At 75.1% G+C, this 25,191-nt stretch carries 24 protein-coding genes; 16 read left to right on the forward strand and 8 right to left on the reverse strand.

Translation table 11 applies throughout. The features are described from left to right. Positions 1 to 5 precede the first annotated feature (5 nt). The gene (locus WJX68_RS00130; RefSeq protein ID WP_340285326.1) at positions 6 to 1,655 is read right to left on the reverse strand and encodes a fumarate hydratase; all 1,650 of its coding nucleotides are present in this window, start codon (positions 1,653 to 1,655) and stop codon (positions 6 to 8) included. Positions 1,656 to 1,767: 112 nt separating this feature from the next. Here WJX68_RS00130 and WJX68_RS00135 point away from each other — a divergent pair, with 112 nt between their 5' ends. The 3 genes from WJX68_RS00135 (at position 1,768) to WJX68_RS00145 (ending at position 6,026) form a co-directional block, all read left to right on the forward strand. Further along, entirely contained in the window at positions 1,768 to 4,128 is a 2,361-nt protein-coding gene (locus WJX68_RS00135) for a xanthine dehydrogenase family protein molybdopterin-binding subunit (protein ID WP_340285328.1), read from the forward strand. A 282-nt stretch (positions 4,129 to 4,410) separates the two neighbouring features. Beyond that, complete coding sequence (locus WJX68_RS00140) at positions 4,411 to 5,250, forward strand: fumarylacetoacetate hydrolase family protein (RefSeq protein WP_340285329.1); 840 nt, start codon at positions 4,411 to 4,413, stop codon at positions 5,248 to 5,250. Further along, entirely contained in the window at positions 5,247 to 6,026 is a 780-nt protein-coding gene (locus WJX68_RS00145) for a maleylpyruvate isomerase family mycothiol-dependent enzyme (protein WP_340285330.1), read from the forward strand. The genes WJX68_RS00140 and WJX68_RS00145 overlap by 4 nt, the downstream gene beginning before the upstream one ends. On the opposite strand, the gene WJX68_RS00150 is transcribed toward WJX68_RS00145, so the two are convergent. Both WJX68_RS00150 and WJX68_RS00155 read right to left on the reverse strand, forming a co-directional pair. Continuing rightward, a complete protein-coding gene (locus WJX68_RS00150; RefSeq protein WP_340285332.1) occupies positions 6,009 to 6,779 on the reverse strand; it encodes a hypothetical protein in 771 nt (256 codons plus the stop codon). The two genes, WJX68_RS00145 and WJX68_RS00150, sit on opposite strands and share 18 nt — an antisense overlap. A 4-nt stretch (positions 6,780 to 6,783) precedes the next feature. Continuing rightward, positions 6,784 to 6,951 (reverse strand): hypothetical protein, encoded by a 168-nt coding sequence (locus WJX68_RS00155; protein WP_340285334.1) that lies wholly within the window; start codon positions 6,949 to 6,951, stop codon positions 6,784 to 6,786. A 209-nt stretch (positions 6,952 to 7,160) separates the two neighbouring features. On the opposite strand from WJX68_RS00155, the gene WJX68_RS00160 reads away from it, so the two are divergent. Further along, positions 7,161 to 8,303 (forward strand): glutamate-cysteine ligase family protein, encoded by a 1,143-nt coding sequence (locus WJX68_RS00160; protein WP_340285336.1) that lies wholly within the window; start codon positions 7,161 to 7,163, stop codon positions 8,301 to 8,303. A gap of 68 nt (positions 8,304 to 8,371) precedes the next feature. Here the strand turns inward: WJX68_RS00160 and panB are convergent, their stop codons facing one another. Further along, positions 8,372 to 9,223, reverse strand: a complete 852-nt coding sequence (panB, locus tag WJX68_RS00165; protein WP_340285339.1) for a 3-methyl-2-oxobutanoate hydroxymethyltransferase — start codon at positions 9,221 to 9,223, stop codon at positions 8,372 to 8,374. A 178-nt stretch (positions 9,224 to 9,401) separates the two neighbouring features. On the opposite strand from panB, the gene WJX68_RS00170 reads away from it, so the two are divergent. The 3 genes from WJX68_RS00170 (at position 9,402) to WJX68_RS00180 (ending at position 12,913) form a co-directional block, all read left to right on the forward strand. After that, positions 9,402 to 10,991, forward strand: a complete 1,590-nt coding sequence (locus WJX68_RS00170) for an alpha/beta hydrolase (protein WP_340285341.1) — start codon at positions 9,402 to 9,404, stop codon at positions 10,989 to 10,991. Positions 10,992 to 11,084: 93 nt separating this feature from the next. Next, positions 11,085 to 12,428 (forward strand): type I glutamate--ammonia ligase, encoded by a 1,344-nt coding sequence (glnA, locus tag WJX68_RS00175; protein WP_340285344.1) that lies wholly within the window; start codon positions 11,085 to 11,087, stop codon positions 12,426 to 12,428. Continuing rightward, the gene (locus tag WJX68_RS00180; RefSeq protein ID WP_340285347.1) at positions 12,425 to 12,913 is read left to right on the forward strand and encodes a cupin domain-containing protein; all 489 of its coding nucleotides are present in this window, start codon (positions 12,425 to 12,427) and stop codon (positions 12,911 to 12,913) included. Before glnA ends, WJX68_RS00180 begins: the two co-directional genes overlap by 4 nt. On the opposite strand, the gene WJX68_RS00185 is transcribed toward WJX68_RS00180, so the two are convergent. Both WJX68_RS00185 and WJX68_RS00190 read right to left on the reverse strand, forming a co-directional pair. After that, a complete protein-coding gene (locus WJX68_RS00185) occupies positions 12,910 to 14,124 on the reverse strand; it encodes an FAD-dependent monooxygenase (RefSeq protein ID WP_340285349.1) in 1,215 nt (404 codons plus the stop codon). The genes WJX68_RS00180 and WJX68_RS00185 overlap by 4 nt on opposite strands. Before the next feature lie 34 nt (positions 14,125 to 14,158). Then, the gene (locus WJX68_RS00190; RefSeq protein WP_340285351.1) at positions 14,159 to 14,647 is read right to left on the reverse strand and encodes a MarR family winged helix-turn-helix transcriptional regulator; all 489 of its coding nucleotides are present in this window, start codon (positions 14,645 to 14,647) and stop codon (positions 14,159 to 14,161) included. 44 nt (positions 14,648 to 14,691) lie between these two features. Here WJX68_RS00190 and WJX68_RS00195 point away from each other — a divergent pair, with 44 nt between their 5' ends. Together WJX68_RS00195 and WJX68_RS00200 are read left to right on the forward strand one after the other, a co-directional pair. Beyond that, positions 14,692 to 15,120 (forward strand): Rid family hydrolase, encoded by a 429-nt coding sequence (locus WJX68_RS00195; protein WP_340285353.1) that lies wholly within the window; start codon positions 14,692 to 14,694, stop codon positions 15,118 to 15,120. Between the two features lie 56 nt (positions 15,121 to 15,176). Continuing rightward, positions 15,177 to 18,215, forward strand: coding sequence for a bifunctional [glutamine synthetase] adenylyltransferase/[glutamine synthetase]-adenylyl-L-tyrosine phosphorylase (locus WJX68_RS00200; protein WP_340285355.1), 3,039 nt, complete (start codon positions 15,177 to 15,179; stop codon positions 18,213 to 18,215). On the opposite strand, the gene WJX68_RS00205 is transcribed toward WJX68_RS00200, so the two are convergent. Next, on the reverse strand, positions 18,191 to 19,153 hold the full coding sequence (locus WJX68_RS00205; protein ID WP_340285358.1) for a MerR family transcriptional regulator: 963 nt from the start codon (positions 19,151 to 19,153) through the stop codon (positions 18,191 to 18,193). The genes WJX68_RS00200 and WJX68_RS00205 overlap by 25 nt on opposite strands. Positions 19,154 to 19,191: 38 nt before the next feature. Between WJX68_RS00205 and WJX68_RS00210 the strand changes: the two genes are divergently transcribed. The 7 genes from WJX68_RS00210 (at position 19,192) to WJX68_RS25190 (ending at position 24,131) form a co-directional block, all read left to right on the forward strand. Next, positions 19,192 to 20,085 (forward strand): TIGR03619 family F420-dependent LLM class oxidoreductase, encoded by an 894-nt coding sequence (locus WJX68_RS00210; protein ID WP_340285361.1) that lies wholly within the window; start codon positions 19,192 to 19,194, stop codon positions 20,083 to 20,085. Between the two features lie 26 nt (positions 20,086 to 20,111). Then, complete coding sequence (locus WJX68_RS00215) at positions 20,112 to 20,822, forward strand: M50 family metallopeptidase (RefSeq protein WP_340285363.1); 711 nt, start codon at positions 20,112 to 20,114, stop codon at positions 20,820 to 20,822. Between the two features lie 12 nt (positions 20,823 to 20,834). Then, positions 20,835 to 21,257, forward strand: coding sequence for a nitroreductase/quinone reductase family protein (locus tag WJX68_RS00220; RefSeq protein WP_340285365.1), 423 nt, complete (start codon positions 20,835 to 20,837; stop codon positions 21,255 to 21,257). A gap of 58 nt (positions 21,258 to 21,315) precedes the next feature. Then, positions 21,316 to 21,750, forward strand: coding sequence for a GlcG/HbpS family heme-binding protein (locus WJX68_RS00225; RefSeq protein ID WP_340285366.1), 435 nt, complete (start codon positions 21,316 to 21,318; stop codon positions 21,748 to 21,750). Positions 21,751 to 22,270: 520 nt separating this feature from the next. Then, the gene (locus tag WJX68_RS00230) at positions 22,271 to 22,537 is read left to right on the forward strand and encodes a GlsB/YeaQ/YmgE family stress response membrane protein (protein ID WP_340285367.1); all 267 of its coding nucleotides are present in this window, start codon (positions 22,271 to 22,273) and stop codon (positions 22,535 to 22,537) included. Positions 22,538 to 22,728: 191 nt separating this feature from the next. Continuing rightward, the gene (locus WJX68_RS00235) at positions 22,729 to 23,010 is read left to right on the forward strand and encodes a GlsB/YeaQ/YmgE family stress response membrane protein (protein WP_340285368.1); all 282 of its coding nucleotides are present in this window, start codon (positions 22,729 to 22,731) and stop codon (positions 23,008 to 23,010) included. 182 nt (positions 23,011 to 23,192) lie between these two features. Then, complete coding sequence (locus tag WJX68_RS25190) at positions 23,193 to 24,131, forward strand: cold-shock protein (RefSeq protein WP_422785632.1); 939 nt, start codon at positions 23,193 to 23,195, stop codon at positions 24,129 to 24,131. Positions 24,132 to 24,140: 9 nt separating this feature from the next. Here WJX68_RS25190 and WJX68_RS00260 read toward each other — a convergent pair whose 3' ends face one another. Then, entirely contained in the window at positions 24,141 to 25,175 is a 1,035-nt protein-coding gene (locus tag WJX68_RS00260) for a LacI family DNA-binding transcriptional regulator (protein WP_340285370.1), read from the reverse strand. Between the last annotated feature and the right edge of the window lie 16 nt (positions 25,176 to 25,191).

Below are 25,191 nucleotides of genomic sequence, written 5' to 3' on the forward strand. Positions count from 1 at the left end.
ACCGCTCAGGTCCGGAACGTCACCTGCAGCGTCGGCGCGGAGGTGTCGGCGAAGAAGTCGTTGCCCTTGTCGTCCATCACGACGAACGCCGGGAAGTCCTCGACCTCGATCTTCCAGACCGCCTCCATGCCCAGCTCGGGGTACTCGAGCACGTCGACCTTGCGGATGCAGTCCTGCGCCAGCCGGGCCGCCGGCCCGCCGATGGAGCCCAGGTAGAACCCGCCGTTCGCGGCGCAGGAGTCCACGACCTGCTTCGACCGGTTGCCCTTGGCGAGCATCACCAGCGACCCGCCGGCCTCCTGGAACTGCTGCACGTAGGAGTCCATCCGCCCGGCCGTGGTCGGGCCGAACGAGCCCGACGCGTAGCCCTGCGGGGTCTTGGCCGGACCGGCGTAGTAGACGGCGTGGTCGCGCAGGTACTGCGGCATCGGCTCGCCGGCGTCGAGCCGCTCGGCGATCTTCGCGTGCGCGATGTCGCGGGCCACGACCAGCGGCCCGGACAGCGAGAGCCGCGTCTTCACCGGCAGCTGCGAGAGCTGGGCGCGGATCTCGTCCATCGGCCGGTTCAGGTCGACGCGCACGACCTCGTCGGACAGGTCCGAGGAGGTGGTCTCGGGCAGGTACTGCGCCGGGTCGCGCTCGAGCTGCTCGAGGTACACGCCCGACGGCGTGATCTTGGCCTTGGCCTGGCGGTCCGCCGAGCAGGACACCGCGACGCCCACGGGCAGCGAGGCGCCGTGGCGGGGCAGCCGGATGACGCGGACGTCGTGGCAGAAGTACTTGCCGCCGAACTGGGCGCCGATGCCGAAGTTGCGGGTCAGCTCCAGGACCTGCTGCTCCAGGTCGGTGTCGCGGATCGCGTGCCCCAGCGCCGAGCCCTCGGTGGGCAGGTTGTCCAGGTAGCGGGCCGAGGCGAGCTTGGCGACCTTGAGGTTGAACTCCGCGGACATGCCGCCGACGACGATCGCCAGGTGGTAGGGCGGGCACGCCGCCGTCCCCAGGCTGCGCAGCTTCTCGTCGAGGAACGCGGCGAGGCGCTTCGGGTTCAGCAGCGCCTTCGTCTCCTGGTAGAGGAAGGTCTTGTTCGCCGAGCCGCCGCCCTTGGCCATGACCAGGAACTCGTAGTACGGGTCCCGCCCCGGCTTGGCGTACAGCTCGACCTGCGCGGGCAGGTTGGTGCCGGTGTTCTTCTCGTCCCAGAAGGTGATCGGCGCCATCTGGCTGTAGCGCAGGTTCAGCTCCTGGTAGGCCTCGAAGACGCCGCGCGACACGGCGGCCTCGTCGTCGCCGCCGGTCAGCACGGTCTCGGTCTTCTTGCCGACGACGATCGCGGTGCCGGTGTCCTGGCACATCGGCAGCACCCCGCCCGCCGAGACGCAGGCGTTGCGCAGCAGGTCGGTGGCGACGAACCGGTCGTTCCCGGAGGCCTCCGGGTCGTCGATGATGGCGCGCAGCTGCTGCAGGTGCGACGGGCGCAGCAGGTGCTGGATGTCGGTGACGGCGGCGCGGACCAGTCCGGTGATCGTCTCCGGCGGGACCTCGAGGAAGGTGCGGCCGGCAGCCTCGGTCACGGTTCCCGCGGGCAGGTCGAGCTCGCGGTACTCGGTGTCGTCCGGGCCGAGCGGGAGCACGTCGGTGTGGTGGAACTCGGGCATGACCGGGACGCTACCGGGCGTCGCCGGGCACCTACCGCAGGTGGAGACGCACGCGACGTGTGACCCGCGAACTAACCGGACGGTCCTCCGGTTGTGCGGTAGCGTGGAGCGCATGCCTGGCTCGATCCTGGGAACCTCCGTCCGCCGCGTCGAGGACGCCGACCTCGTCACCGGTGCGAGCACCTACGTCGGCAACCTGCGCGTGGACGGTCTCGCGCACGTCGCGTTCGTCCGTTCGCCGCTCGCGCACGCGCGGCTCACCGGCGTCGACACCAACGCGGCCGCGGCCGCGCCCGGGGTGCTCGCCGTATACACCGCCGCGGACCTCGACCTGCCCGCCCACCACGGCCTGATGGTCCTCAACCCCGACCTGCCGCGGCCGCCGCTGGCGACCGACCGCGTCCGCTTCGTCGGCGAGGCGGTCGCGATGGTCGTCGCACGGAGCCGGGCGGACGCCGTCGACGCGACCGAGCTCGTCGAGGTCGACTACGACCCGCTGCCCGCCGTCACCGACCCCGAGGCCGCGCTGGCCGACGGGGCCGAGCTCCAGTTCCCCGAGCAGGGCACCAACCGCGCCGCGGGGGAGCGGGGGACCGGCGACCCGCTCGACGGCGCCGAGGTCGTGGTCCGCGCGCGGATGGTCAACCAGCGCGTCGCGGCCGTCCCGATGGAGGGCAACGCGATCGTCGTCGACCCGACGACCGGCGACTTCCCGCTCACCGTGCACGTCTCCACCCAGATGCCGCACGGCTTCCGCGCCCAGCTCGCGGGCCTGCTCGGCCTGGACACCGAGCAGGTGCGGGTGATCGCCCCGCACGTCGGGGGCGGCTTCGGGGCGAAGGCCGGTGTGCTCGCCGAGCACACCGCGACCGCCGTCGCGGCCCGGGTGCTCGGGCTCCCGCTGGCCTGGGTGGAGACCCGCTCGGAGAACCTCGTCTCGATGCCGCACGGGCGCGGCCAGGTCGGCTACTACGAGCTCGGCCTCACCCGCGACGGGCGCATGACCGGGCTGCGCACCCGCGTGATCGGCGACGCCGGCGCCTACGCCGGGTTCGGCGGCGCGCTGCCGCTGCGCACCACCTACCTGATGGCGACCGGCGTCTACGACATCGCGAACCTGCGCTACGACGCCGTCTCCGCGCTCACCAACACCACCCCGATGGGCGCCTTCCGCGGCGCCGGCCGCCCCGAGGCCGCCGCGCACCTGGAGCGCCTGGTCGACATCGCGGCCGCGGAGCTCGGGATGGACCCGGTCGAGCTGCGCCGGCGCAACCTGCTCGCCCCCGACGCGTTCCCGCACACCACGCCCACCGGCGCCACCTACGACGTCGGCGACTACGACCTGCCGCTGCGCGAGGCGCTGCGCATCGCAGGCTACGACGAGCTGCGCGCCGAGCAGGCCCGGCGCCGCGCGGCGGGCGACCCGGTGCGGCTCGGCATCGGGATCGCGGTCTACGTCGAGGTCACCGCCGGCGGCGGGGGCGGCGAGTACGGCTCGGTCACCGTGCACCCCGACGGCTCGGCGACCGTCTCGGCCGGGACGTCGGCGCACGGGCAGGGGCACGCGACGTCGTTCGCGATGCTCGTCTCCGACCGGCTCGGCATCCCGATGGACCGGATCACCTACGTCCAGTCCGACACCGCGCTCGTCCCGCGCGGCGCCGGGACCGGCGGGTCGCGGTCGCTGCAGCTCGGCGGGACCGCGGTCTCCGAGGCCGCGCACGAGCTGTACGAGCGGGCCCGCAAGCTCGCCGCGCACCTGCTGGAGGCCGCCGCCGAGGACGTCGAGATCACCGACGACGGCACCTTCGGCGTCGCCGGTGTGCCCGGCGGCCCGACCGCGACCTGGTCGCAGGTCCACGCCCAGGCCGCCGCGACGGGGGAGGAGCTGCACGTCGGGCTGGACTCCGAGCAGGCCGGGCCGACGTTCCCGTTCGGGGCCCACCTGTCGGTCGTCGAGGTCGACACCGACACCGGCCGGGTCAGGCCGCGCCGCCACGTCGCCGTCGACGACTGCGGGCGGATCCTCAACCCGCTGCTCGTCGAGGGCCAGCAGCACGGCGGGCTGGCCCAGGGCGTCGCGCAGGCCCTGCACGAGGAGGTCCTGTTCGACGACGAGGGCCAGCCGCTGACCTCCAGCCTCGCCGCCTACACCATCCCGACCGCGGCGGACCTGTTCTCCTTCGAGACGGCCACCACCGAGACCCCCACCCCGATGAACTCGCTGGGCGCCAAGGGGATCGGCGAGTCCGCGACGATCGGCTCGACGCCGGCGGTGCAGAACGCGGTGGTCGACGCATTGTCGGACCTGGGCGTCACCCACGTCGACCTGCCGTGCACCCCCGAGCGGGTGTGGCGGGCGGTCGCGGCGGCCCGGGCCGGGGCGCCGCGTCCCGCCTGGACCGAGCCGCCCGCGGTGTTCGACGACCTGCCGGTGCGCGGCGGCGGCGCCGACGACGACGCCGCGATCTGACCGGGTGGCCGTCCCGGACCCGCGAGCGCCGGGCCGGGACCCGCGCCCCCGCGCGACGGACCGTGTGGAGCCGCCGCCCGGCCGTCCCCGGTCCGGGACGGCGGCGTCCCCGCGGCGGCGCAGCGGGCGTCGCCGCCCGTCGACCGTCGTACCCCGATCGGGTGAGGTCGGCCCGGTGACCGGCCGCTACGCGCGCCGACCGACCCCCTGACTGTTCCCCGGGCCGCCCGTGCCGCAGACTCTGCGCCGGACCCACGACTCGACCCGGGAGGCACCCGCACGATGAGGCTCGCGACGATCCGGACCGCGACCGGGCACCGGGCGGTGCGCGTCGACGGCGACAGCGCCGTCGAGACGGGTGAGGCCGACGTGCGTGCGCTGCTGGAGCGCCCCGACTGGGCCGAGCACGCCGCGGCCGCCGACGGCCCCGTGCACGACGCGGCCGACCTCGACCACGCGCCGCTCGTCCCCTCGCCCGAGAAGATCATCTGCGTCGGGCTGAACTACCGCGACCACGTGCTGGAGATGGGCAACGAGCTGCCCGAGTACCCGACGATCTTCGGCAAGTTCGCGCCCGCCCTGGTCGGCGCCCGCGACGAGATCGAGCTGCCCCCGCAGTCCGACCGGGTCGACTACGAGGCCGAGCTCGCCGTCGTCATCGGCCGGTCGGTCCGGCACGCCGACGCCGAGGCCGCGCGGGCCGCGATCGCCGGGTACACCGTGCTCAACGACGTGTCGATGCGCGACTACCAGCGCCGCACCAAGCAGTTCCTGCAGGGCAAGACCTGGGAGCACTCGACCCCGCTCGGCCCGGAGCTCGTCACCCCCGACGAGCTGTCCGCCGACCCGGCCGACGGCGGCGCGCTGCGGATCTTCTCCGAGTTGTCGGGGGAGACCATGCAGGACTCCACGACCGACCAGCTCGTGTTCGGCGTGCTCGACCTGGTCGTCTACCTGTCGGAGATCCTGACCCTCAACCCCGGCGACGTCATCGCGACCGGCACCCCCGGCGGTGTCGGCGACGCCCGCACGCCCGCGCGCTACCTCACCGACGGCTGCGAGATCGTGACCGCGGTGGAGGGGATCGGCGAGTGCCGCAACGTCTGCCGGACGGCGCGGTGAACGGCGGGCATGCCGGCCGTGCCGTCACCGTCCCGCCCCCGACGGCCGACGCGCTGGCCTGGGCCGGCGACGGACAGGCGCACCTGCGCGGGCTGATGACGCGGATGGGCGACGAGGCGTTCCGTGCCCCGTCGGCACTGCCCGGGTGGTCGCGGGCGCACGTGCTCACCCACCTGGCCCGCAACGCCGACGCCATGGTGAACCTACTGACCTGGGCGCGCACCGGCACCGAGACCCCGGCCTACGCCGACCGCGCCACCCGCGACGCCGACATCGAGGCCGGTGCGGGGCGCAGCCCGGAGGAGATCCGGGCCGACGTCGTCGCGTCCTCCGACCGGCTCGCCGACGCGGTCCGGGCGATGCCGGAGAAGGCCTGGTCGGCGACCGTCCGCACCCCCCGCGGCGTCGAGATGCCGGCGACCGCCGTCCCGTGGTCGCGGGCACGCGAGGTATGGATCCACGCCGTCGACCTCGACGTCGGCGCGTCGTTCAAGGACCTGCCGATCCCGATGCGCGAGGTGCTGGTCGCCGACGTCGTCGCGGTGCTGGAGCGCAAGCCGGGCTGCCCGCACGTGCGCCTGGAGGAGATCCGCACCGGGGAGACCCTCGAGTTCGGGCCGGGCCCCGCGGGCCCGGACGGCGCCGAGCCCGGCGACCTCGGCACGGTCCGCGGCAAGGCGCACGACATCATCGCCTGGCTGCTGGGCCGCCCGTTCGACAAGGGCCTGCGCGACGCCGCCGGGAAGCTCCCCGCGCCGCTACCGGTCTGGCTCTGACGCCGGGCGCCCCCGGCCCTCGAGCTCGTCGAGACGGGCGGTGGCGCGCCCGAGCTGGCGGGCCATCTCGTCGAGGCGGGCCTGCAACAGCGCCATCTCGGCGGTGAGGACCGCGACCGCGCCCGCGGTCGCGACGGCGCCGCCGTCGTCCCCGGACGGGTCCGGCGGCGCGGCGAACGCGGTCGCCGCGGCGGTGGTCAGCGGGCCGGTGGCCACGTCGTCGGGCAGCAGCACGACCCCGGCCAGGCCGGCAAACCGCGACGGCGCCAGCACCGGCCGGGCGCCCGCACAGCGCGTGCACACCGGTTCGAGCCGGCGCCAGCCGTGCTGGCCCGAGCCGGTGTCGGCCATCACCGACACCGGGGCCCCGCACCGGCACGGCCGCATCCGGATCGTCCGCACCCGCTGCCGGGCGTAGCGCAGGCCCAGCTCGTAGCGGCGGAACCGCCCCGAGGCCGCGACCTCGAGCAGCACGGCGCCCTGGTGCTCGGGGGCGCACGCCAGCTCGCGCGCGTCGGAGGAGGTGTGGAAGCAGTAGAAGCCGCAGTCGCACCAGCGCGACGGGCACGCGTGCCGGCAGCCGTGCGCGCACACCGCGTCGTCGACGGTGCGGTACACGTGCGCCCGTCCGAGCGTCACGCCGCTGAAGCCGGCCGTCGTGCCGTCCGCGGACAGCATCGGGAAGGCCAGCTTGTGCCCCTCCAGGGGGCCGGCCGGGTACTCCTGCGGGGTCCGCCGGAACAGCCCGTTCACCCGGTCAGTCCTCGCGGGACCCCGAGTGCGCCGGCTGCTCGACGGCCGGGCCCCACTCGGCGAACTCCGGCTCACCGGCGTGCGGCGCGCGCGGCCGTTCCTGGGCGGCGGCGACCTGGTCGGCCTCGTGGTCGACGGCGAATCCCTCGGAGATCTTGCGGCCCAGCCTCATGACGCCTCCCGTGCTCCGGGTTCCCGGGCCACGTGGACTCCGACGTGGCCGCCGTCACCAGGCTGACCGCTCGTCGCGAGGTTGTCCAGGGCGGAACGGGTGAGTCCGGGCCCGGCACGGATCACACGGGGGCGACGGTCGCGGTGGGTAACGTGCTGTGTCGCATCGGGAGTCACATCGGGAGTCACATCGGGAACCGGGGGTGGTCGATGCGCGGCGACGCGCGGTACGGGATCGAGCACGAGCTCGCGCTGCTGCGCGCGGACGGGACGGTGGCCGACCACCGCTCGCTGGGCCACGCCGAGGTCGCCGCCGTCGTCGACGAGCTGCCCGAGCTGCCCGCCGGGCAGTCCGACCTGCGCATCGGCGACGCCGGGATCCGCCGCAAGCGCTGGTACGCCGAGGGCTACGAGCGCCTCGACGAGCAGGGCGCGCTGGTCCGGTTCGACCCGAAGGGCATCGAGATCCGGACCCGCGTGCACGACTCGGTCGAGGCCGCCGTCACCGCACTGGCCGACGACGCCGCCACCCTCGCCGCGGTGTGCGCCCGGCACGGCCTGCGCCCGGTCGCGATGGGGCACCACCCCGAGCTGACCTCCTACCGGCTCGACCCGCCGCCCAACGCCCACGAGCGCGCCCTGATGGCGGACTCGCCCGAGGAGCGCACCTCGCACCTGCACATGGTGACCTGGGGGCCCGACCTCAACCTGTCGTTCCCGGAGTCGGGCACCGACCCGGCGGTCCTGGCCGACGCGGCGGCGAAGCTGACCTACTACAGCCCCTACCTGGTGCCGTGGTCGTTCTCCTCGCCGTTCCGGGCCGGGCGGCCGTGGGGCGGCCTGTCCGCGCGCACCGCCCGCCGCACCGGCGCCCGCCCGGCCGCGCTGGCCTACGTGGCGCCCGGCGTGCCGCTGCCCGCGGGCGACCCCAGCCTGGTGCGCCACGCGGGCATCCCCGGCGAGGTCGGCCGCATCGAGTTCGCGGCGTTCGACGCCGTGCCCGTCCGCACCGGGGAGGAGCCCGCCGACGGCGTCGGCACCGACCTGTTCGGGGCGCTGCTGAGCCTGCTGACCGGGCTGCTGCGCGACGACACCCTGACCGGGCGCCGGCGCACCCCGGACGCCGCGGCGCACCGGCGCTGCGCGCTGCGCGGCTGGGCCGACCCGGCGGTCCGGGCGGGGTCGCAGGCGGTGCTGGACGCCGCGGCCGCCGCGCTCGCCGGCGAGCCGGGGCACCGGGCCCGCCTCGAGGTCCTCGCCGGGCGCCTGGCCCGGCGCGACACCCCGGCGGCGCGGATGCTCGCCCGCCACCACGCGGGCGGCGGGATCCCCGGCCTGGCGCCGGCGCGCTGAGCACCGGCCTCCCCGGCGGGCCGGGGAGGCCGTACCCGCGCGCGGCCGGGGCCGCCCGGGCGCCGCGCTCAGCGGTAGCTGTGCTCCTCGGCCGGGTACTCGCCGCCGCGGACGTCGGCGGCGAACGCGGCGGCCGCGTCGTGCAGCACCGCGCCGACCTCGGCGTACTTCTTCACGAAGCGCGGCACCCGGCCGCGGTTCATCCCGGCCATGTCCGACCAGACCAGCACCTGGGCGTCGCAGTCCGGGCCGGCGCCGATCCCGACGGTCGGGATCCGCAGCTCGCCGGTGACCCGCTTGGCGACGTCGGCGGGCACCATCTCCAGCACCACGGCGAACGCGCCCGCCTCCTGGACCGCCAGCGCGTCCTCGACGAGCCGGTCGGCGGCGTCGCCGCGGCCCTGGATGCGGAACCCGCCCAGGGCGTGCTCGGACTGCGGGGTGAACCCGAGGTGGCCCATGACCGGCACCCCGGACGCCGTCAGCGCCTCGACCTGCGGCGCGAACCGGGCGCCGCCCTCGAGCTTGACCGCGTGCGCGCCCGCCTCCTTCATGAACCGGAACGCCGTCTCCTGCGCCTGCGCGGGGGAGACCTGGTAGCTGCCGAACGGCAGGTCGGCGACGACGAGCGCGTGCCGCGCGCCGCGCACCACGGCGCGGGTCAGCGGGAGCAGGTCGTCGACCGTGACCGGGATGGTGTTGTCGTGGCCGAACACGTTGTTGCCCGCCGAGTCGCCGACGAGCAGCACCGGGATCCCGGCGTCGTCGAAGATCTCGGCGGAGTAGACGTCGTAGGCGGTCAGCATGGGCCAGCGCCGACCCTCCTGCTTCCACTGCAGCAGGTGGTGGACGCGGGTGCGCTTCGGTGCGGGGGCCGCCCGGTACGGCGACTCGACCTCGCCGCTGTGCTGCGTGCTCATCGGTGAGCTCCTTCCGTGCCTCGAGGCCCGCGCTCGCCGCGGGTCCCCGGGTTCGCCGTCGATGGCGCACGCCAGGGTGGCAGCGCGACCGCCCCGCCCGCCCCGTGGTGTGGGCACCCTCACCCGTCGGGCGACCCGCGCCCGGTCACCGTCGGGGGTCGGTGGCATGCTCACGGTCATGCTCCCTCGGCTGTCGCGACCCCGTGTCCCCCGACCAGCGCTGGCCGCCATCGGGGCCGCCGCCCTGGTGCTCGTCGGTGCGTGCGCCGACGCCGGCAGCGGGACCTCGGCCCAGGCGATGCAGAACCCGCCCGAGCTCGCGCAGTTCTACGACCAGCAGCTGCAGTGGGGCCCGTGCAACGACTACGCCCCGACCGCCGACGACCAGCAGACCTTCGCCGACGCGCAGTTCGACTGCACCCGGGTGAACGTCCCGCAGGACTACGCGCAGCCCGGTGACGGGAAGACGATGCAGATCGCGCTGCTGCGCAAGAAGGCCACCGGCCAGAAGATCGGCTCGCTGTTCGCCGACCCGGGCGGGCCCGGCGCGTCGGGCACCTCGTTCGTCTCGCGGAAGGCAGCGGACTGGGCCACCAACGGCCTGGGCGACCGCTTCGACCTCATCGGCTTCGACCCGCGCGGCACCGGCGCCAGCCGGCCGCGGATCAGCTGCCTCACCGACGCGGAGAACGACGAGGAGCGCACCAAGGTCTTCGCCGACCCCTCGCCGGCCGGGATCGCCGCCGCCGAGGCCGACAGCCGTCTGTTCGCCGAGCGCTGCACGCAGCGCACCGGTGCCGACGTGCTCGCCAACGTCGGCACCCGCGACGTCGCCAAGGACATGGACGTCATGCGGGCCGCGGTCGGCGACGAGAAGATGACCTACGCCGGGTTCTCCTACGGCACCGAGCTCGGCACCGCCTACGCCGAGGCGTTCCCGCAGAACGTGCGCGCCCTGCTGCTCGACGGCGCGATCGACCCGACCCAGTCGACGATCGACTCCACCGTCAAGCAGAACGCCGGGTTCCAGCTCGCGTTCGACAACTTCGCCAAGGACTGCACGAACCGGCCGAACTGCCCGCTGGGCACCGACCCGCAGCAGGCCACGGCGGCGTTCCAGAAGATCATGCAGCCGCTGATCGACAAGCCCGTCCCGGTCGGCGACGGCCGCGTCCTCAGCTTCAACGACGCGCAGACCGGCGTCAGCCAGGCCCTCTACGTGTCCCAGCTGTGGCCCGCGCTGGAGCGCGGCATCTCCGAGGTCGCCTCGGGCCAGGGCCGCGTGCTCATGCTGCTCGCCGACCTGTACCACGAGCGCGACCAGCAGGGCCGCTACTCGAACATGATCCAGGCGTTCCAGTCGATCAGCTGCGTCAACCAGCCGGCGCTCAAGGACCCGGCCGAGGCGCTGGAGCTCGCGACGCGGGCCGACGAGGCCGCCCCGTTCCGCTCCACCGGCCGCGGCCCGGTCGGCGCCCGCGACGCGTGCGCGTTCTGGCCGGTCCCGCCCACCACCGAGCCGCACACGCCGGAGGTCGACGGGCTCCCGCCGGTCGTCGTGGTGTCGGTCACCGGTGACCCGGCGACGCCGTACCAGGCCGGGGTGGACCTGGCCTCGCAGCTCGGGGGCAGCCTGATCAAGGTCAACGGCAACCAGCACACGGCGTCGCTGCAGGGTGACCCGTGCACCGACAAGCTCGCGGTGGACTACCTGGTGAACCTGACGCTCCCGCCGCAGGGCGCGGAGTGCACGCTCTCGCCGAGCTGACCACCGGCGCGCGGGTGTGCGGGCGGCCACGACCGGGTCGCCCGCACACCCCGGAAACATCCGCGTAACACGGGGTTCCTAGGCTCCGCCGTCATGGACCGCCAGCAGGAGTTCGTGCTCCGCACGCTCGAGGAACGCGACATCCGTTTCGTCCGTCTCTGGTTCACGGACGTGCTCGGGTACCTCAAGTCGGTGGCGGTCGCGCCGGCCGAGCTGGAGGGCGCGTTCGCCGAGGGCATCGGCTTCGACGGCTCGGCGATCGAGGGCTTCGCCCGCGTCTACGAGTCGGACATGGTGGCCAAGCCCGACCCGTCGACGTTCCAGGTGCTGCCCTGGGAGACGGCGTCGGGCGAGCACTACTCGGCGCGGATGTTCTGCGACATCGCGATGCCCGACGGCTCGCCGTCCTGGGCGGACCCGCGCCACGTCCTGACCCGGGCGCTGAACAAGGCCGGCGAGGCCGGGTTCACCTGCTACGTGCACCCCGAGATCGAGTTCTACCTGCTGAAGAACCTGCCCGACGACGGCACCCGGCCGATCCCCGCCGACTCCGGCGGCTACTTCGACCAGGCCAGCCACGACGTCGCCCCGCACTTCCGGCGCAACACCATCGAGACGCTGGAGTCGATGGGCATCTCGGTGGAGTTCTCCCACCACGAGGGCGGCCCGGGCCAGCAGGAGATCGACCTGCGCTACGCCGACGCGCTGACGATGGCCGACAACCTCATGACGTTCCGCTACGTCGTGAAGGAGGTCGCGCTGACCCAGGGCGTGCGCGCGTCGTTCATGCCCAAGCCGTTCTCCGAGCACCCCGGCTCGGCGATGCACACCCACTTCTCGCTGTTCGAGGGCGACCACAACGCCTTCCACGACCCGGACGACCCCTACGAGCTGTCCGCGACCGGCAAGGCGTTCGTCGCGGGCGTGCTCAAGCACGCCCGGGAGATCACCGCGGTCACCAACCAGTGGGTCAACTCCTACAAGCGGCTGATCACCGGCGGGGAGGCCCCCACCGCGGTGTCGTGGGGGCACGCGAACCGCTCCGCGCTGGTGCGGGTGCCGATGTACTCCCCGGGCAAGTCGTCCTCGCGCCGCGTCGAGGTGCGCACGCTGGACTCCGCCTGCAACCCCTACCTGGCCTACGCCGTGATCCTGGGTGCCGGGCTCACCGGCATCCAGAAGGGCTACGAGCTGCCACCGCCCACCGAGGACGACGTGTGGGCGCTGACCGACACCGAGCGCAAGGCGCTGGGCTACGAGCTGCTCCCGCAGAACCTCACCGAGGCGCTCGACGTCATGGAGCGCTCCGAGCTCGTCGCCGAGTACCTCGGCGAGCACGTGTTCGACTTCTTCCTGCGCAACAAGCGGGCCGAGTGGGACGCCTACCGGCGGAACGTGACACCGCACGAGCTCGCCACGTACCTTCCCGTCCTGTGAGCGGCTTCGACGCAGAAGAGATCATCCTCGGCCCGCTGCCGAAGGGCATCACGCGGGCGGGCGAGGGCCAGTACAAGCGGGTGTGGAACGTGCTGGGCCACACCTACTGGGCGAAGGCGGTCAGCGAGACCAGCTTCGCCTTCGAGACCCTCGACCCGCCGGGCACCGGTGTGCCGCCGCACGTGCACACCACCCAGGACGAGCACATCCACGTCCTCGACGGGGTCTTCACCCTCTACCTCGACGGGCAGTGGGAGAAGGCCGGGCCGGGCGACACCGTGCTCATGCCCAAGGGGCTCCCGCACGCGTACTACAACAGGGGCGACGGCGACGCCCGCGCGCTGTTCTGGGTGAGCCCGGCCGGGCGGCTCGCGTCGCTGTTCGACCGGCTGCACGACCTGACCGACCCGGCCGAGGTCGTGCGGCAGTCGGCGCTGCACGACGTCGACTTCCTCCCGCCGGGCAGCGTCGAGGGCGCCGACTAGCGGGTGTTGCCCGAGGCGCGGTGGTAGCCGGCGAAGATCTCCTCGAGCTCCTCGCCGGTGATCACCGCGTCCAGGTCGTCGAACCCGTCGGGGGCGCGCGCCTCGACCTCGTCGATGACCCGCTCCGGGCCGCCCGCGCGGTTGCGCAGCACCACGTCGGCGGTCATCGGGAGCCGTTCGGCCTCGTAGGCGGCCAGCGCGGCCTCGGGGCCCTGTCCGGCCGACAGGTGCCGGGCGAGTGCGTCGGCGTCGAGGATCGCCTGGCCCGCGCCGTTGGAGCCCATCGGGACCATCGGGTGCGCGGCGTCGCCGAGCAGCGTGACCCGCCCGCGCGACCAGTGCGGCAGCGGGTCGCGGTCGCACATCGGGAACTCGAAGATGTCGGGCGTGGCCGCGATCAGCGCCAGGTGGTCGACGTCGTCGAGGTGGAAGCGGCGGGCGTGGGCGAGGGTCTCCTCGCGGTCCGCGGGCCGCGACCAGTCCTGGCGCTGCGGGGCCGGGTCGCCGTCCGCACCGGTGGCGATGCAGACCGCCCAGTTGGTGAGCACCGTGCCGGGTGCGGACCCGGCACCGACCGGGTAGACGACGAGCTTCGCCGCGTTCCCGCCCGCGACGACCATCGAGCGGCCCCCGCGGAAGGCCGGCCAGTCCGTCGCGCCGCGCCACATCGACACCCCGTTCCAGCGGGGCGGGCCCTCGGCGGGGAACAGCCCTGCCCGCACCGCGGAGTGGATGCCGTCGGCGGCGACGAGCACGTCGCCGGTCGCGTCGGGCAGGCCGTCGCCGTCGAAGGCGACCCGCACCCCGTCGCCGGCGGCGTCGACGGCGGCGACCCGGTGCCGGGTGCGGATCGCGGCGGGCCCGAGCCGCTCGCGCACGGCGTCGGCGAGCATCCGGTGGATCCGCCCGCGGTGCCCGGCGACCTGCGGGAACGCGAACCCGGCGGCGAGCCCGCACGGCCGTCGCAGGATCGGCTGCCCGAGCCGGTGGGCGTAGGTCAGGTCGGTGGTCGCGATCCCGGTCGCGGCCAGCGGCCCGCCCAGCCCGAGGCCGTCGAGCACCCGTACGGCGTGCGGCAGCAGGTTGAACCCGACCCCGAGCTCACCCGCGCCGGAGCCCTGCTCGTACACGGTCGCGCCGATCCCGGCCCGGTGCAGCGCCAGCGCCGCGGTCAGCCCTCCGATGCCGCCGCCGGCGATCAGCACGTCCATCGCGGTCCCCCTGGGTCGTCGCTCCGTCCCGCGGTCACCGGCCGGTGGGCGGGATGCTCAGCGCGAGGGTCCCGGCGATGCGGCCGAGCACCTCGCGGTCGGTGTCGTCGAGCCGGTCCAGGACCAGCTCCCGGACGGCGCGCAGGTGCGTGGGCGCGGCCGCCCGCACGACGGCGAACCCGTCGTCGGTCAGTGCGGCGACGGTGTAGCGGCCGTCGGCGGGGTCGGGGGAGCGGCGCACCCAGCCGCGTCCCTCCAGGCGCTTGACCACGTTCGACAGCCGCGACAGCGAGCCGTTCGCGAGGAAGGCGAGCTCGCTCATCCGCAGCCGGCGCTGCGGCGCCTCGGACATGTGGCTCAGCGTCAGGTACTCGAACAGGGTGAGCCCGTGCTCGCGCTGCAGCGGGGCCTCCAGGCGTCCGGGCAGCAGCATGACCATCGCGACGACGCCGGTCCACGCGGCCTTGTCGGCGGCGTCGAGCCACCGCGGGTCCTCGGCGTGCCCGTCGGGTCGGTCGGTCATCGAGGGGACTGTACAACCGGCCCGATGACTTGTAGCTTGAATTCATGCGTGAAGTGAACGGGACCGCGACCTTCCACCTGACCCCCGGCTACGGCGAGACCGCCCGCGACCTGCTCGGCTACAGCCAGGCCGTCCGCATCGGCAACCGTGTGGAGACCTCCGGCCAGGGCGGCTGGGACGACGACCTGGTCGTCCCCGAGGACCTGGAGGCCGAGATCGTGCAGGCCTTCGACAACGTCGGCCGCACGCTCGCCGAGGCCGGCGCGAGCTGGGCCGACGTCGTGCACGTGAACTCCTACCACCGGGTCGAGCCGGGCCGGGCCGCGATCGGCGAGGACCACAACGCCGTGATGACCCGCGAGTTCCGCGCCCGCACGGGCGGGCGGGCGCCGGTGTGGACCCAGACCGGCGTGACCGCGCTCGGGCTCGCGACGATGCACGTCGAGATCCGGGTGACCGCGCTGGTCGCCTGAACCCGTGGCGGCGGTGACCGGCGTGACCGGGTCGTGATGGGGCAGGATCACCGGTCATGGATCGGCGTACGGGAACCTCGCTGGCCCGGCTCGGACTCACCGGCGAGGGCGCGGACGCGATCCTGCGCGAGCTGGGCTGGTGGGCCGGCGACGGCCCGACCGCCGGCTGCGAGGAGATCATGTGGGCGCTGGCGCGCAGCCCCGACCAGGCGCTCGCGCTGCGGACGGTGGAGCGGCTGGCCCAGACCCCGCCCTGGCCCGACATCGACGCGGCGCTGCGCACCGACCGCGGCCTGCGCGGTCGGCTGTTCGCCACGCTCGGGTCCTCGACGGCGCTGGGGGACCACCTCGTCGCGCACCCGGACCGGTGGCCGCTGCTCGCCGACACCGCCGACCGGCAGAACCCGCCGCCGGACCTGGCCCGGCGCACCACGAACCTGCTCCGCGCGGTCGGCGCCGACCCGTCCGCGCCACCGCCGGGCACGGTCGGCGGGGCCCGCGCGACGCTGACCGGCGCCGAGGCCGTCGGCGCGCTGCGCATCGCCTACCGCGACGAGCTGCTCGGCCTGGCCTCGGCCGACCTGGCCGCCGTCGGGGACCCGTCGCTGCCGGTCATGGAGGTCGACGACGTCGCCGCCCAGCTCGCCGACCTCGCCGAGGCCGCGCTGTCGGCGTCGCTGGCGGTCGCCGCGGCCGAGCTGGACCCGCCCGACGAGCTGCGCCTGGCGGTCATCGGGCTCGGCAAGTGCGGCGGGCGCGAGCTGAACTACGTCTCCGACGTCGACGTCGTGTTCGTCGCCGAGCCCGGCGGCGAGCTGACCCAGCCCGCCACGAAGCTCGCGTCGCGGGTCATGCGCATCGCGGGGGAGGCGTGCTTCGAGGTCGACGCGAACCTGCGCCCCGAGGGGCGCCAGGGCGCGCTGGTGCGGACCCTGGACGGGCACGTCTCCTACTACAAGCGGTGGGCCAAGACCTGGGAGTTCCAGGCGCTGCTCAAGGCCCGCCCGATCGCCGGGGACCCGGTGCTCGGCCGGTTCTACATCGACGCGCTCAACCCGATGGTCTGGCAGGCCTGCACCCGCGACGACTTCGTCGCCGACGTGCAGGCGATGCGGACCCGCGTCATCGAGAACATCCCCTCCGAGCAGCGCGAACGCGAGCTCAAGCTCGGCCGCGGCGGGCTGCGCGACGTCGAGTTCGCCGTCCAGCTGCTGCAGCTGGTCCACGGCCGCAACGACGACACCCTGCACAGCGGCAACACCCTCGTCGCGCTGGCGGCGCTGTCCGACGGCGGCTACGTCGGCCGCGACGACGGCGCGAACCTCGCCGCGTCCTACCGCTTCCTGCGCCTGCTCGAGCACCGTCTGCAGCTGCAGAAGCTGCGCCGCACCCACCTGCTCCCGGCCGCCGACGACACCGACGGCCTGCGCTGGCTGGCGCGCGCGGCGCGGGTCCGCCCGGACGGGCGCCGCGACGTCGTCGGGGTGCTCGTCGACGAGTGGCAGCGCAACGCGCGGCGGGTGACCCGGCTGCACGAGAAGCTCTTCTACCGCCCGCTGCTCGGAGCGGTGTCGCGGCTGTCCGCCGACGGGGCCGACGCCGTCCTGTCCCCGGCGGCGGCCACGGCGCGGATGAAGGCGCTGGGCTGGGCGTCGCCGGAGGGGGCGCTGGGGCACCTGCGGGCGCTGACCGGCGGGGTGTCGCGGGCCGCGTCGATCCAGCGGGCGCTGCTGCCGGTCCTGCTGGACTCGCTGTCGCAGAGCCCGGACCCCGACCGCGGCCTGCTCGCCTACCGGCGCGTCTCCGAGGCGCTGGCCGACACGCCCTGGTACCTGCGGCTGCTGCGCGACGAGGGCGCGGTCGCCCAGCGCCTGATGACGCTGCTCGGCACGTCCGCGCTGGTGCCGGACCTGCTGGCGCGCGCGCCGGAGGTGCTGCGGATGCTGGCGACCTCGTCGGGGGTGCAGAGCCCGGAGCTGACCCGCGACCCGGCCGAGGTGTCGATGGCGCTGCGCACCACGGTGGCGCGCCAGGGCACCCCGGAGGCCGCGGTCGCCTCCGCCCGGTCCTACCGGCGCCACGAGATGCTGCGCATCGCCTGCGCCGACCTGCTCGGGCTGCTGCCGGTCGACGCGGTGTGCGCGGCGCTGAACTCGGTGAACGAGGCGGTGCTCGCCGCGACCCTGGACGCGGTGCTGCGCGCCGAGCCCGAGCGGGCCGCGACGCTGGCGGTGATCGGGATGGGCCGCCTCGGCGGCGGCGAGTCCAGCTACGGCAGCGACGCCGACGTCATGTTCGTCTGCGCCCCGGCCGAGGGCGTCGACGACCACACCGCCGTCCGGTGGGCGACGAAGGTCGTCGAGCGGGTACGGCGGCTGCTCGGCTCGCCCAGCCCCGACCCGGCGCTGCCGGTCGACGCCGACCTGCGCCCCGAGGGCCGCTCCGGGCCGATGGTGCGCACCCTGGCCTCCTACCGCGAGTACTACGCCCGCTGGGGGGAGGTGTGGGAGGCCCAGGCGCTGCTGCGCGCCCGCCCGATCGCCGGCGACCGCGGTCTGGGCCGGGAGTTCACCGCGCTGATCGACCCGATCCGCTACCCCGCGGACGGGCTGTCGTCGTCCGCGGTGGCCGAGATCCGGCGGATCAAGGCCCGGGTCGACGCCGAGCGGCTGCCCCGCGGCGCCGACCGCTCCACCCACACCAAGCTGGGCCTGGGCGGGCTCGCCGACGTCGAGTGGACGGTGCAGCTGCTGCAGCTGCAGCACGCGGGCGACGTCCCCGAGCTGCGCACCACCTCCACCCTGGAGGGGCTGCGGGAGGCCGCCGAGGCCGGCCTGATCAGCGCCGAGGACGCCGGTGAGCTGGGTGAGGGCTGGCGCACCGCGACCGCGGCCCGCAACGCGATCATGCTGGTCCGCGGCAAGCCCGCCGACCAGCTCCCGCGCTCGGGGCGGGAGCTGGCGGCCGTCGCCGTCGCACTCGGGTACCCGCTCGGGGGTGACCCGGGCGAGTTCGCCGACGACTACCGGCGCGTCACCCGGCGGGCCCGCGCCGTCGTCGAGCGGGTGTTCTACGGCTGGGCCGAGTCCGCCTGAACCGGTGCACCGCGCAGCGCGGCGGCGAACCACTCGAAGGCCGGCAGCACCGGCTCGCGGGCCGGCCAGCCGTTGAGGACGCCGAGCAGCGCCCAGTAGCGCTCGACGCGGCGGTCGGTGAACAGCTCCACCGTCGCCGCCCACTCCGCGCGCTCGGAGGCGGTGAGCCCGGCGACGCCGGGGATGCGCTCCAGCGCCGCGGCGGCCTGCGGGCTCGCCGGGTCGACGCCCGCCGCGAGCGCGCCGCCGGCGTGCTCGGCCACCGCGGCCGGGTCGGCCTGACGCTGCCGGTGCTCGTCGGCCGTCGCACCGGCCACGGCCATCTCCCGGCAGCGGGCGCGGAAACCGGGGTCGCGGACCAGCTCGGCCAGCTCGACCCAGGCCCCGACCTGCTCCGGGGACGGCTCGTCGGGCAGCTCGGTGGGCAGCGTGCGCATACCCGCGGCGAGCCGGCCGCCGGTCGGGTCGTCCTCGACGCCGGCGAAGGTCTCGGTCACGAAGTCGTCGATCAGGTGCTGCCGCTGGGCCGCGGACAGCCGGGCCAGGTCGTTCATCAGGGTCACGCTCCGTTCGTCGGGTGGGGTGTCACCGGGGGTGCGGGCGAGCAGCGCGCACACCGCGCGCTGCGCCCGCAGCTCCCGGATCCGGTCGTCCAGGGCCCGGACGTGTGCCGCCGCGATCTCGCCGACCCCCCGTCGGCGGGACAGCACGGCGCGCACGTCGTCCAGGCCCAGCCCGAGCTCGCGCAGGGTGTGCACGAGGTCGAGCCGCGCGACCGCGGCCGGTCCGTAGACCCGGCGTCCCGTCGCGTCCCGGTCCGCGGGCACGAGCCCGGAGTCGGACCAGAAGCGGACGGTGCGCACGGCGACGCCGCTGCGCCGGGCGAGCTGCCCGATCGTCAGCGTGACAGGGTGATCATCAGGGCGCGGTGCGGTCACGGGGTACAGCGTCGGGGGTTCCAGCGGCTGGAGGTCAAGTGCGTATCGGGTTCTCGTTGCCGCAGTTCGGCGCGGCGGCCGCGGAGGTCGACCGGACCGCGGAGTTCGCGGCCGGGGCCGAGGAGCGCGGGGCGGCCAGTCTCTGGACCGGCGACCGGCTGCTCGTGGCGGTCGACCCGGCCGTCGGCTACGGCGGCGGGCCCGGCGGCCCGGGCAGCGTCCCGGCCGAGTTCGAGACCGCGCACGACCCGCTCGCCCTGCTCGCCGCCGCGGCCGCCGTGACCACCCGGGTCGAGCTGGGCACGAGCACCCTGAACGCGCCGTGGTACCCGGCGGCGCTGCTCGCCCGCCAGGCCGCGACGCTCGACGCGCTGTCCGGCGGGCGCCTGCTGCTCGGGCTCGGCACCGGCTGGGCGCCCGAGGAGTACGCCGCCGTCGGCGTCCCGATGGGCGAGCGCGGCGCCCGCCTGGACGAGGCCCTCGACCTGTTCGACGCCTGGTGGCACACCGACCCCGTCGCCTTCGACGGCCGGTTCGCCACCGTCGTCCCGTCGCACGTGCACGCCAAGCCCCGCCGCGTGCCGGTCTACCTGGCGGGGTTCGCCCCGCGGGCACGGCGGCGCATCGCCGAGCGTGCCGACGGCTTCCTGCCCGTCGCCACCACCGACACCACCGACCTCGACGCGGCGGTGCCCCGGCCGTGGGCGCAGCTGCGCGCGGCCGCCGTCGCCGCCGGCCGGGCGCCCGACGCGGTCGGCGCGGTCCTGCGGGTCAACCCCCGGCCGGGCCAGAGCGCCGCGGACGCCGCCGCCGTGCTGCGCCGGGCCGCGGCGGACACCGACGTCGAGCACGCCTTCGTCGACCTCATGCACCTGGCCCGCGACACCGGCGGCGCGCTGGCGGCGGTCGAGGAGGTCCTCGCCGCGGTGTGACCCCGGCCCGCTGGTTCACTGGGGCGGTGGACCTCGACGTGATCACCCGCGGCTACGAGCTGGTCGCCGCGCGCCCGGCCTCGCTGCTGGCCGCGCTGCTCGCGCTCGCCGTCGTCGCCTGGCGCCCGACCTGGCGGCTGACCCGCACCGCGGTGACGATCGCCCACGAGGGCGGGCACGCTCTCGTCGCGGTGCTGGTGGGGCGCGGGCTGACCGGCATCCGGCTGCACGCGGACTCCTCCGGCGTCACCTACTCCACCGGCGCGGGCCGCGGCCCCGGCGTGGTGGTCATGTTCCTCGCCGGCTACGTCTTCCCGCCGCTGCTCGGGCTGGGCGGGGCGGTGCTCGTCGCGGCCGACCGGTCCGGGGCGATGCTCTGGATCGCGGTCGTCCTGCTCGCCGCGACGCTGCTGCAGATCCGCAACCTCTACGGCGGGCTCGCCGTCGTGGTGACCGGGGCGGTGCTGGTCGCGGTCGCGCTGCGGGCGGGGGAGGACCTGCGCACCGGGTTCGCCGCGGCGCTGACCTGGTTCCTGCTGTTCGGCGGGCTGAAGGCGGCCCTGGAGCTGCGCCGCGGGCGGCGCGGCGGGCGGCTGCGCCACTCCGACGCCGACCGGCTCGCCGAGCTCACCCCGCTCGGCGGCGGGGCGTGGGCGGCACTGTTCGTCCTCGTCGCGGCCGCCGCGACGCTCGCCGCCGGCTGGGTCGTGTTCGCCCCCGGCGGCGCGCCCGCCTGACAGCATGGGGGCATGGCTGAGGACTTCAACACCAGGGTGATCCGCGAGTTCCGGGAGAACGACGGCCGGGTCGGCGAGCCGTTCACCGGCCTGCCGATGATCCTCGTGCACCACGTCGGCGCGAAGAGCGGCGCCGAGCGCATCGCCCCGCTGCGCTGGTTCCCCGACGGCGACCGCTGGGTCGTCGTGGCCTCCGCGGCGGGCGCGCCGCGCCACCCCGCCTGGTTCCACAACCTGATGGCGAACCCGGACGTCACCGTCGAGATCTCCGACGGCGAGGGCGCGGTCGAGACCCGCCGGGTGCACGCGAGCGAGCTGCCCGACGACGAGCGCGAGCGCATCTGGACCTGGATCAAGGACACCAACGGCGGTTTCGCCGACTACGAGCGCAAGACCGACCGGAGGATCCCGCTGGTGGCGTTCACCGCGCGCTGAGACGCCCCGGCGGGCCCGGGGCGGGCGTCGGCGCCGCGGTGATGGCAGGGTCTGCGGCATGACGATCTCCCTCGAGCAGGCCCAGACCATCACCGCCGCGGCGCTGGCCCACGGCACCGAGCAGGGCTTCAACCCGCTCACCGTCGCGGTGCTCGACCCGGGCGGCGCGATCGTGGCCCTGGCCCGCCAGGACGGCTCGGGCTACCTGCGCCCGGACCTGGCCGTCGGCAAGGCCAACGGCGTGCTGGCGCTGGGCATGACCAACCGCGCGATCGCCGCGCGCGCCGCGGACTCCCCGGAGTTCTTCACCTCGGTGGCGAACCTGGCCGGCGGGAAGATGTTCTCGGTGCCGGGCGGGGTCTTCGTGAAGGACGCGAGCGGGGCCGTGCTCGGCGCCGTCGGCGTCACCGGCGACGCCTCGCTCAACGACGAGGCCGCCGCCGTCGCGGGCATCGAGGCCGCCGGTCTCGTCGCGGTCACCGGCGCCGAGTAGCTCCCGGCCCCGGACGAGCCGCACCCCCGGGCGACGAGGTCAGCCCGGGGGCGCGGAGGGGACACGGTCCTGCCGCCGAGGTAGGACCGTGCACGTGCGTGGTCACGCGCCGCAGCGCGGAGGGTCTCGCGTGGGCCGGGCGCCGACGGTCCGACGACCCGGTGGTGTCACCGACCGGGGCACGGCAGGTGGCGCCGTCACCCCGTGTGACCTGGAACACGGTGATGTCGAGTCAAGCAGTCGCGTCCTGTCCGTGTCAACGGATCCGCGGACGCGGTTGGCGAGATGATCTCTGGACCGATTCCGCGTTCGCGTTGCTGCACCCGGACCTGGCCGTGGGAGGGGGTCGCATCCCGCACCCCGCACGCAGCGCATCAGGGACGTCCCCGATCCCGGTGGTCGGGGCCGCCGGATCGGGTCCCGGGGCGCGTCAGCGATGTTCCGGCGGCCGTGCGGCACTACGGTCGGAACCGGCCACCGCGGCCCCCGCCCACGGGGCGGACCCGTCCAGGGAGGACTCATGATCGGGACGATCATCGGATGGATCGTGTTCGGCCTCATCGCGGGCTTCATCGCCCGTGCGGTCGTGCCGGGCAAGGACGACATCGGCATCGTCCGCACCATCGTGCTCGGCATCGTCGGCTCGTTCGTCGGTGGACTCGTCGCGAGCCTGTTCACCGGCTTCAGCAGCTTCCAGCCCGCCAGCTGGATCGGCTCCATCATCGGCGCGATCATCGTGCTGGTCATCTACAACAAGGTGACCGGTCGCAAGCAGGTCGGCCGCTGACCTGCCGACCGGCCACCGACGGCGCCGCCCGGAGCTTCCGGGCGGCGCCGTCTCGCGTCGTCGGCCCGATCGGGTCCGAACGGTGACCATTCGGAACGTTTGGTGATGATGCGCACGGGTCACTCGGTGTCAGCTTGGTCCGGCATGCCGGGCCTCCGCTGCATCTGTTCGCCGCTCAGAGGAGACACGTCATGCTCTGGACCATTCTCATCGCCATCGTCGTCGGTCTCATCGCCGGCTTCCTGGCCCGTGCCATCGTCCCCGGCAACGACAGCATGGGCATCCTGCCGACGATCGTGCTCGGCATCGTCGGCTCGCTCGTCGGTGGCCTGCTGTGGTCGCTGATCTCCGGTGGCGGAAGCGGCCAGTTCATGAGCTTCTCCGTCGGCGGGATCATCGGTTCGGTGATCGGTGCGATCATCGTGCTGGTCATCTACAACGCGATCACCGGGCGCAAGAAGGTCGGCCGCTGACGCAGCGGTAGTCCTCCGCAGGTCCACGACGCCGCTCCGTCCCTCCGGACGGGGCGGCGTCGTCGTGTGCGCCCACCCCCCGACCCCCCCCGCACCGCGGGTGGGTGGCCCCGGCCCTCCGGGCCGCGGGGGCCGTCGGGGAGACTGGGGTGAGTACCCGCCCTCCCGATCTGGAGCTCTCGATGCCGCACGGAACCGTCCGCTGGTTCGACGCCGACCGGGGGTTCGGCTTCCTCGCCCCCGAGGACGGCTCGCCGGACGTGTTCGTGCACGCCTCCGAGATCGTCGGGGGCGACGGGGCGGCGGTGCTCCGCGAGGGCCAGGTCGTCGAGTTCGAGGTCGGCGAGAACGACCGCGGCCCCCAGGCGCTGCGGGTGCGCGTCACCGCCGAGGCGGCCGACAGCGCCCTGGGCCTGCTCGGCACCGTCAGCTGGTACGAGCCGGGCAAGGGGTACGGCTTCGCGACGCCCGACGGCGGCGGCGCCGACATCTTCGTGCACAGCTCCGCCATCGTGACCGGGGGCGTGGTCACCGAGGGGCAGCGGGTGGCCTTCCTGGTCGTCGAGGGCGAGCGCGGCCCGCAGGCCGGGCACGTGATCCCGCTGGGCGCGGCTGCCGGAGCGCCCGCGGCGGACGACACCGCCGACGACGCGGACGGCACGGTCGCCTGGTACGACGAGGACAAGGGCTTCGGCTTCATCACCCCCGACTCCGGCGGCGAGGACGTCTTCGTCCACGCCCGGGCCCTGGCCGAGGGGCTGACCTGGCTCGCGGAGGGCGACCGCGTCGACTTCGAGGTGACCGAGGCCGACCGGGGTCCGCAGGCCCGCGACGTCCACCTCGTCCGGGGCGGGCTGCCCCCGGCGGCGCCGAAGCGGCAGGCGCCCGCGGCGCGGCAGGCGTCGCGGGACGTGCCCGCCCGGGGCGGCGAGGGCGTCGTCGCGCGCTACGACGAGGAGCGCGGCTTCGGGTTCATCACCCCGGACTCCGGCGGCGACGACCTGTTCGTGCACGTCTCGGTGATCGCGGGGGCGGAGCCGCTGGCGGAGGGCGACCGGGTCCGCTTCGCGGTGCGCCAGAGCGACCGGGGCCCGCAGGCCGACCGCGTCGAACGCCTCTGACGCGGTCGCTCAGCGCGGGGCCGGGCCGACCGAGCCCCGCACGACCAGCGGGCACTCCAGCCGCCGGACCACCGGCGGCGGCGCCGTCGACCCGGTGACGGCGGCGAGCAGCAGCCCGACCGCGGCCTCGCCCATCGCGCGGTGCGGCAGCGCCACGGTCGTCAGCGGCGGCGCGGTGTGCTCGGAGAGCATCCGCTGGTCGTCGAACCCGACGACCGACAGGTCGCCGGGCACCGACAGCCCCAGGCGTGCCGCGGCCTGCAGCACACCCGTGGCGACGCGGTCGTTGTAGCAGGTCACCCCGGTCGGCCGGTCCGGGCCGGACAGCAGGTGCAGCGCCGCGGCGTAGCCGTCGGACAGGTCGCCGCCGGCGTGGCGCACCGGGCCCTCGGCGACGCCGGCCGCGGCGAGGGCGTCGCGGTGCCCGGCGAGGCGCTCCGCGGTGGCGATGTCGTCGATCCCGCCGACGACGGCGATCCGGCGGTGCCCGGCGTCGAGCAGCGCCCGGGTCGCGGTGGCGCCGCCGGCGCGGTCGTCGGGCAGCACGGCGGCACGGTCGTCGCCGGCCGGCAGGCAGTTCGCCAGGACGGTGGGGGTGTCTCCGAGCCCGTCGGGCAGCGCGACCCGGTACGGCGACATCGCGGCGTAGAGGATGCCGTCGACCCGCCGGTCGAGCAGCGCGTCGACGGCCGCGGCCTCCTTCACCGGGTCGCCGCCGGAGTCGACGGTGAGCACGAGGTGCTCCGCGGCCCAGGCGGTCTCCATCGCGCCGGTGAGCAGCTCCCCGGCGAAGGGCGACGACGCGATGTGGTCGGTGACCAGCCCGATCACCGCGGTGCGGCGGCGCCGCAGCCCGCGGGCGACGGCGTCGGGGCGGTAGCCGAGCTCGGCGGCGGCGGCGCGGATCCGCTCCTGGGTGGCGGGGGACAGGTTGCCCTCGGCGCGCCCGTTGAACACGAAGCTCACCGCGGTGTGCGAGACCCCGGCCCGCTTGGCGACGTCCTTGGACGTCGGCCGGCTCCCCGCCACGACCACCCTCCCCACCGTGCCGACCGTGCCC

It is taken from the genome of Pseudonocardia spirodelae, assembly GCF_037727765.1.
In the GTDB taxonomy this organism is placed as follows: Bacteria; Actinomycetota; Actinomycetes; order Mycobacteriales; family Pseudonocardiaceae; genus Pseudonocardia; species Pseudonocardia spirodelae.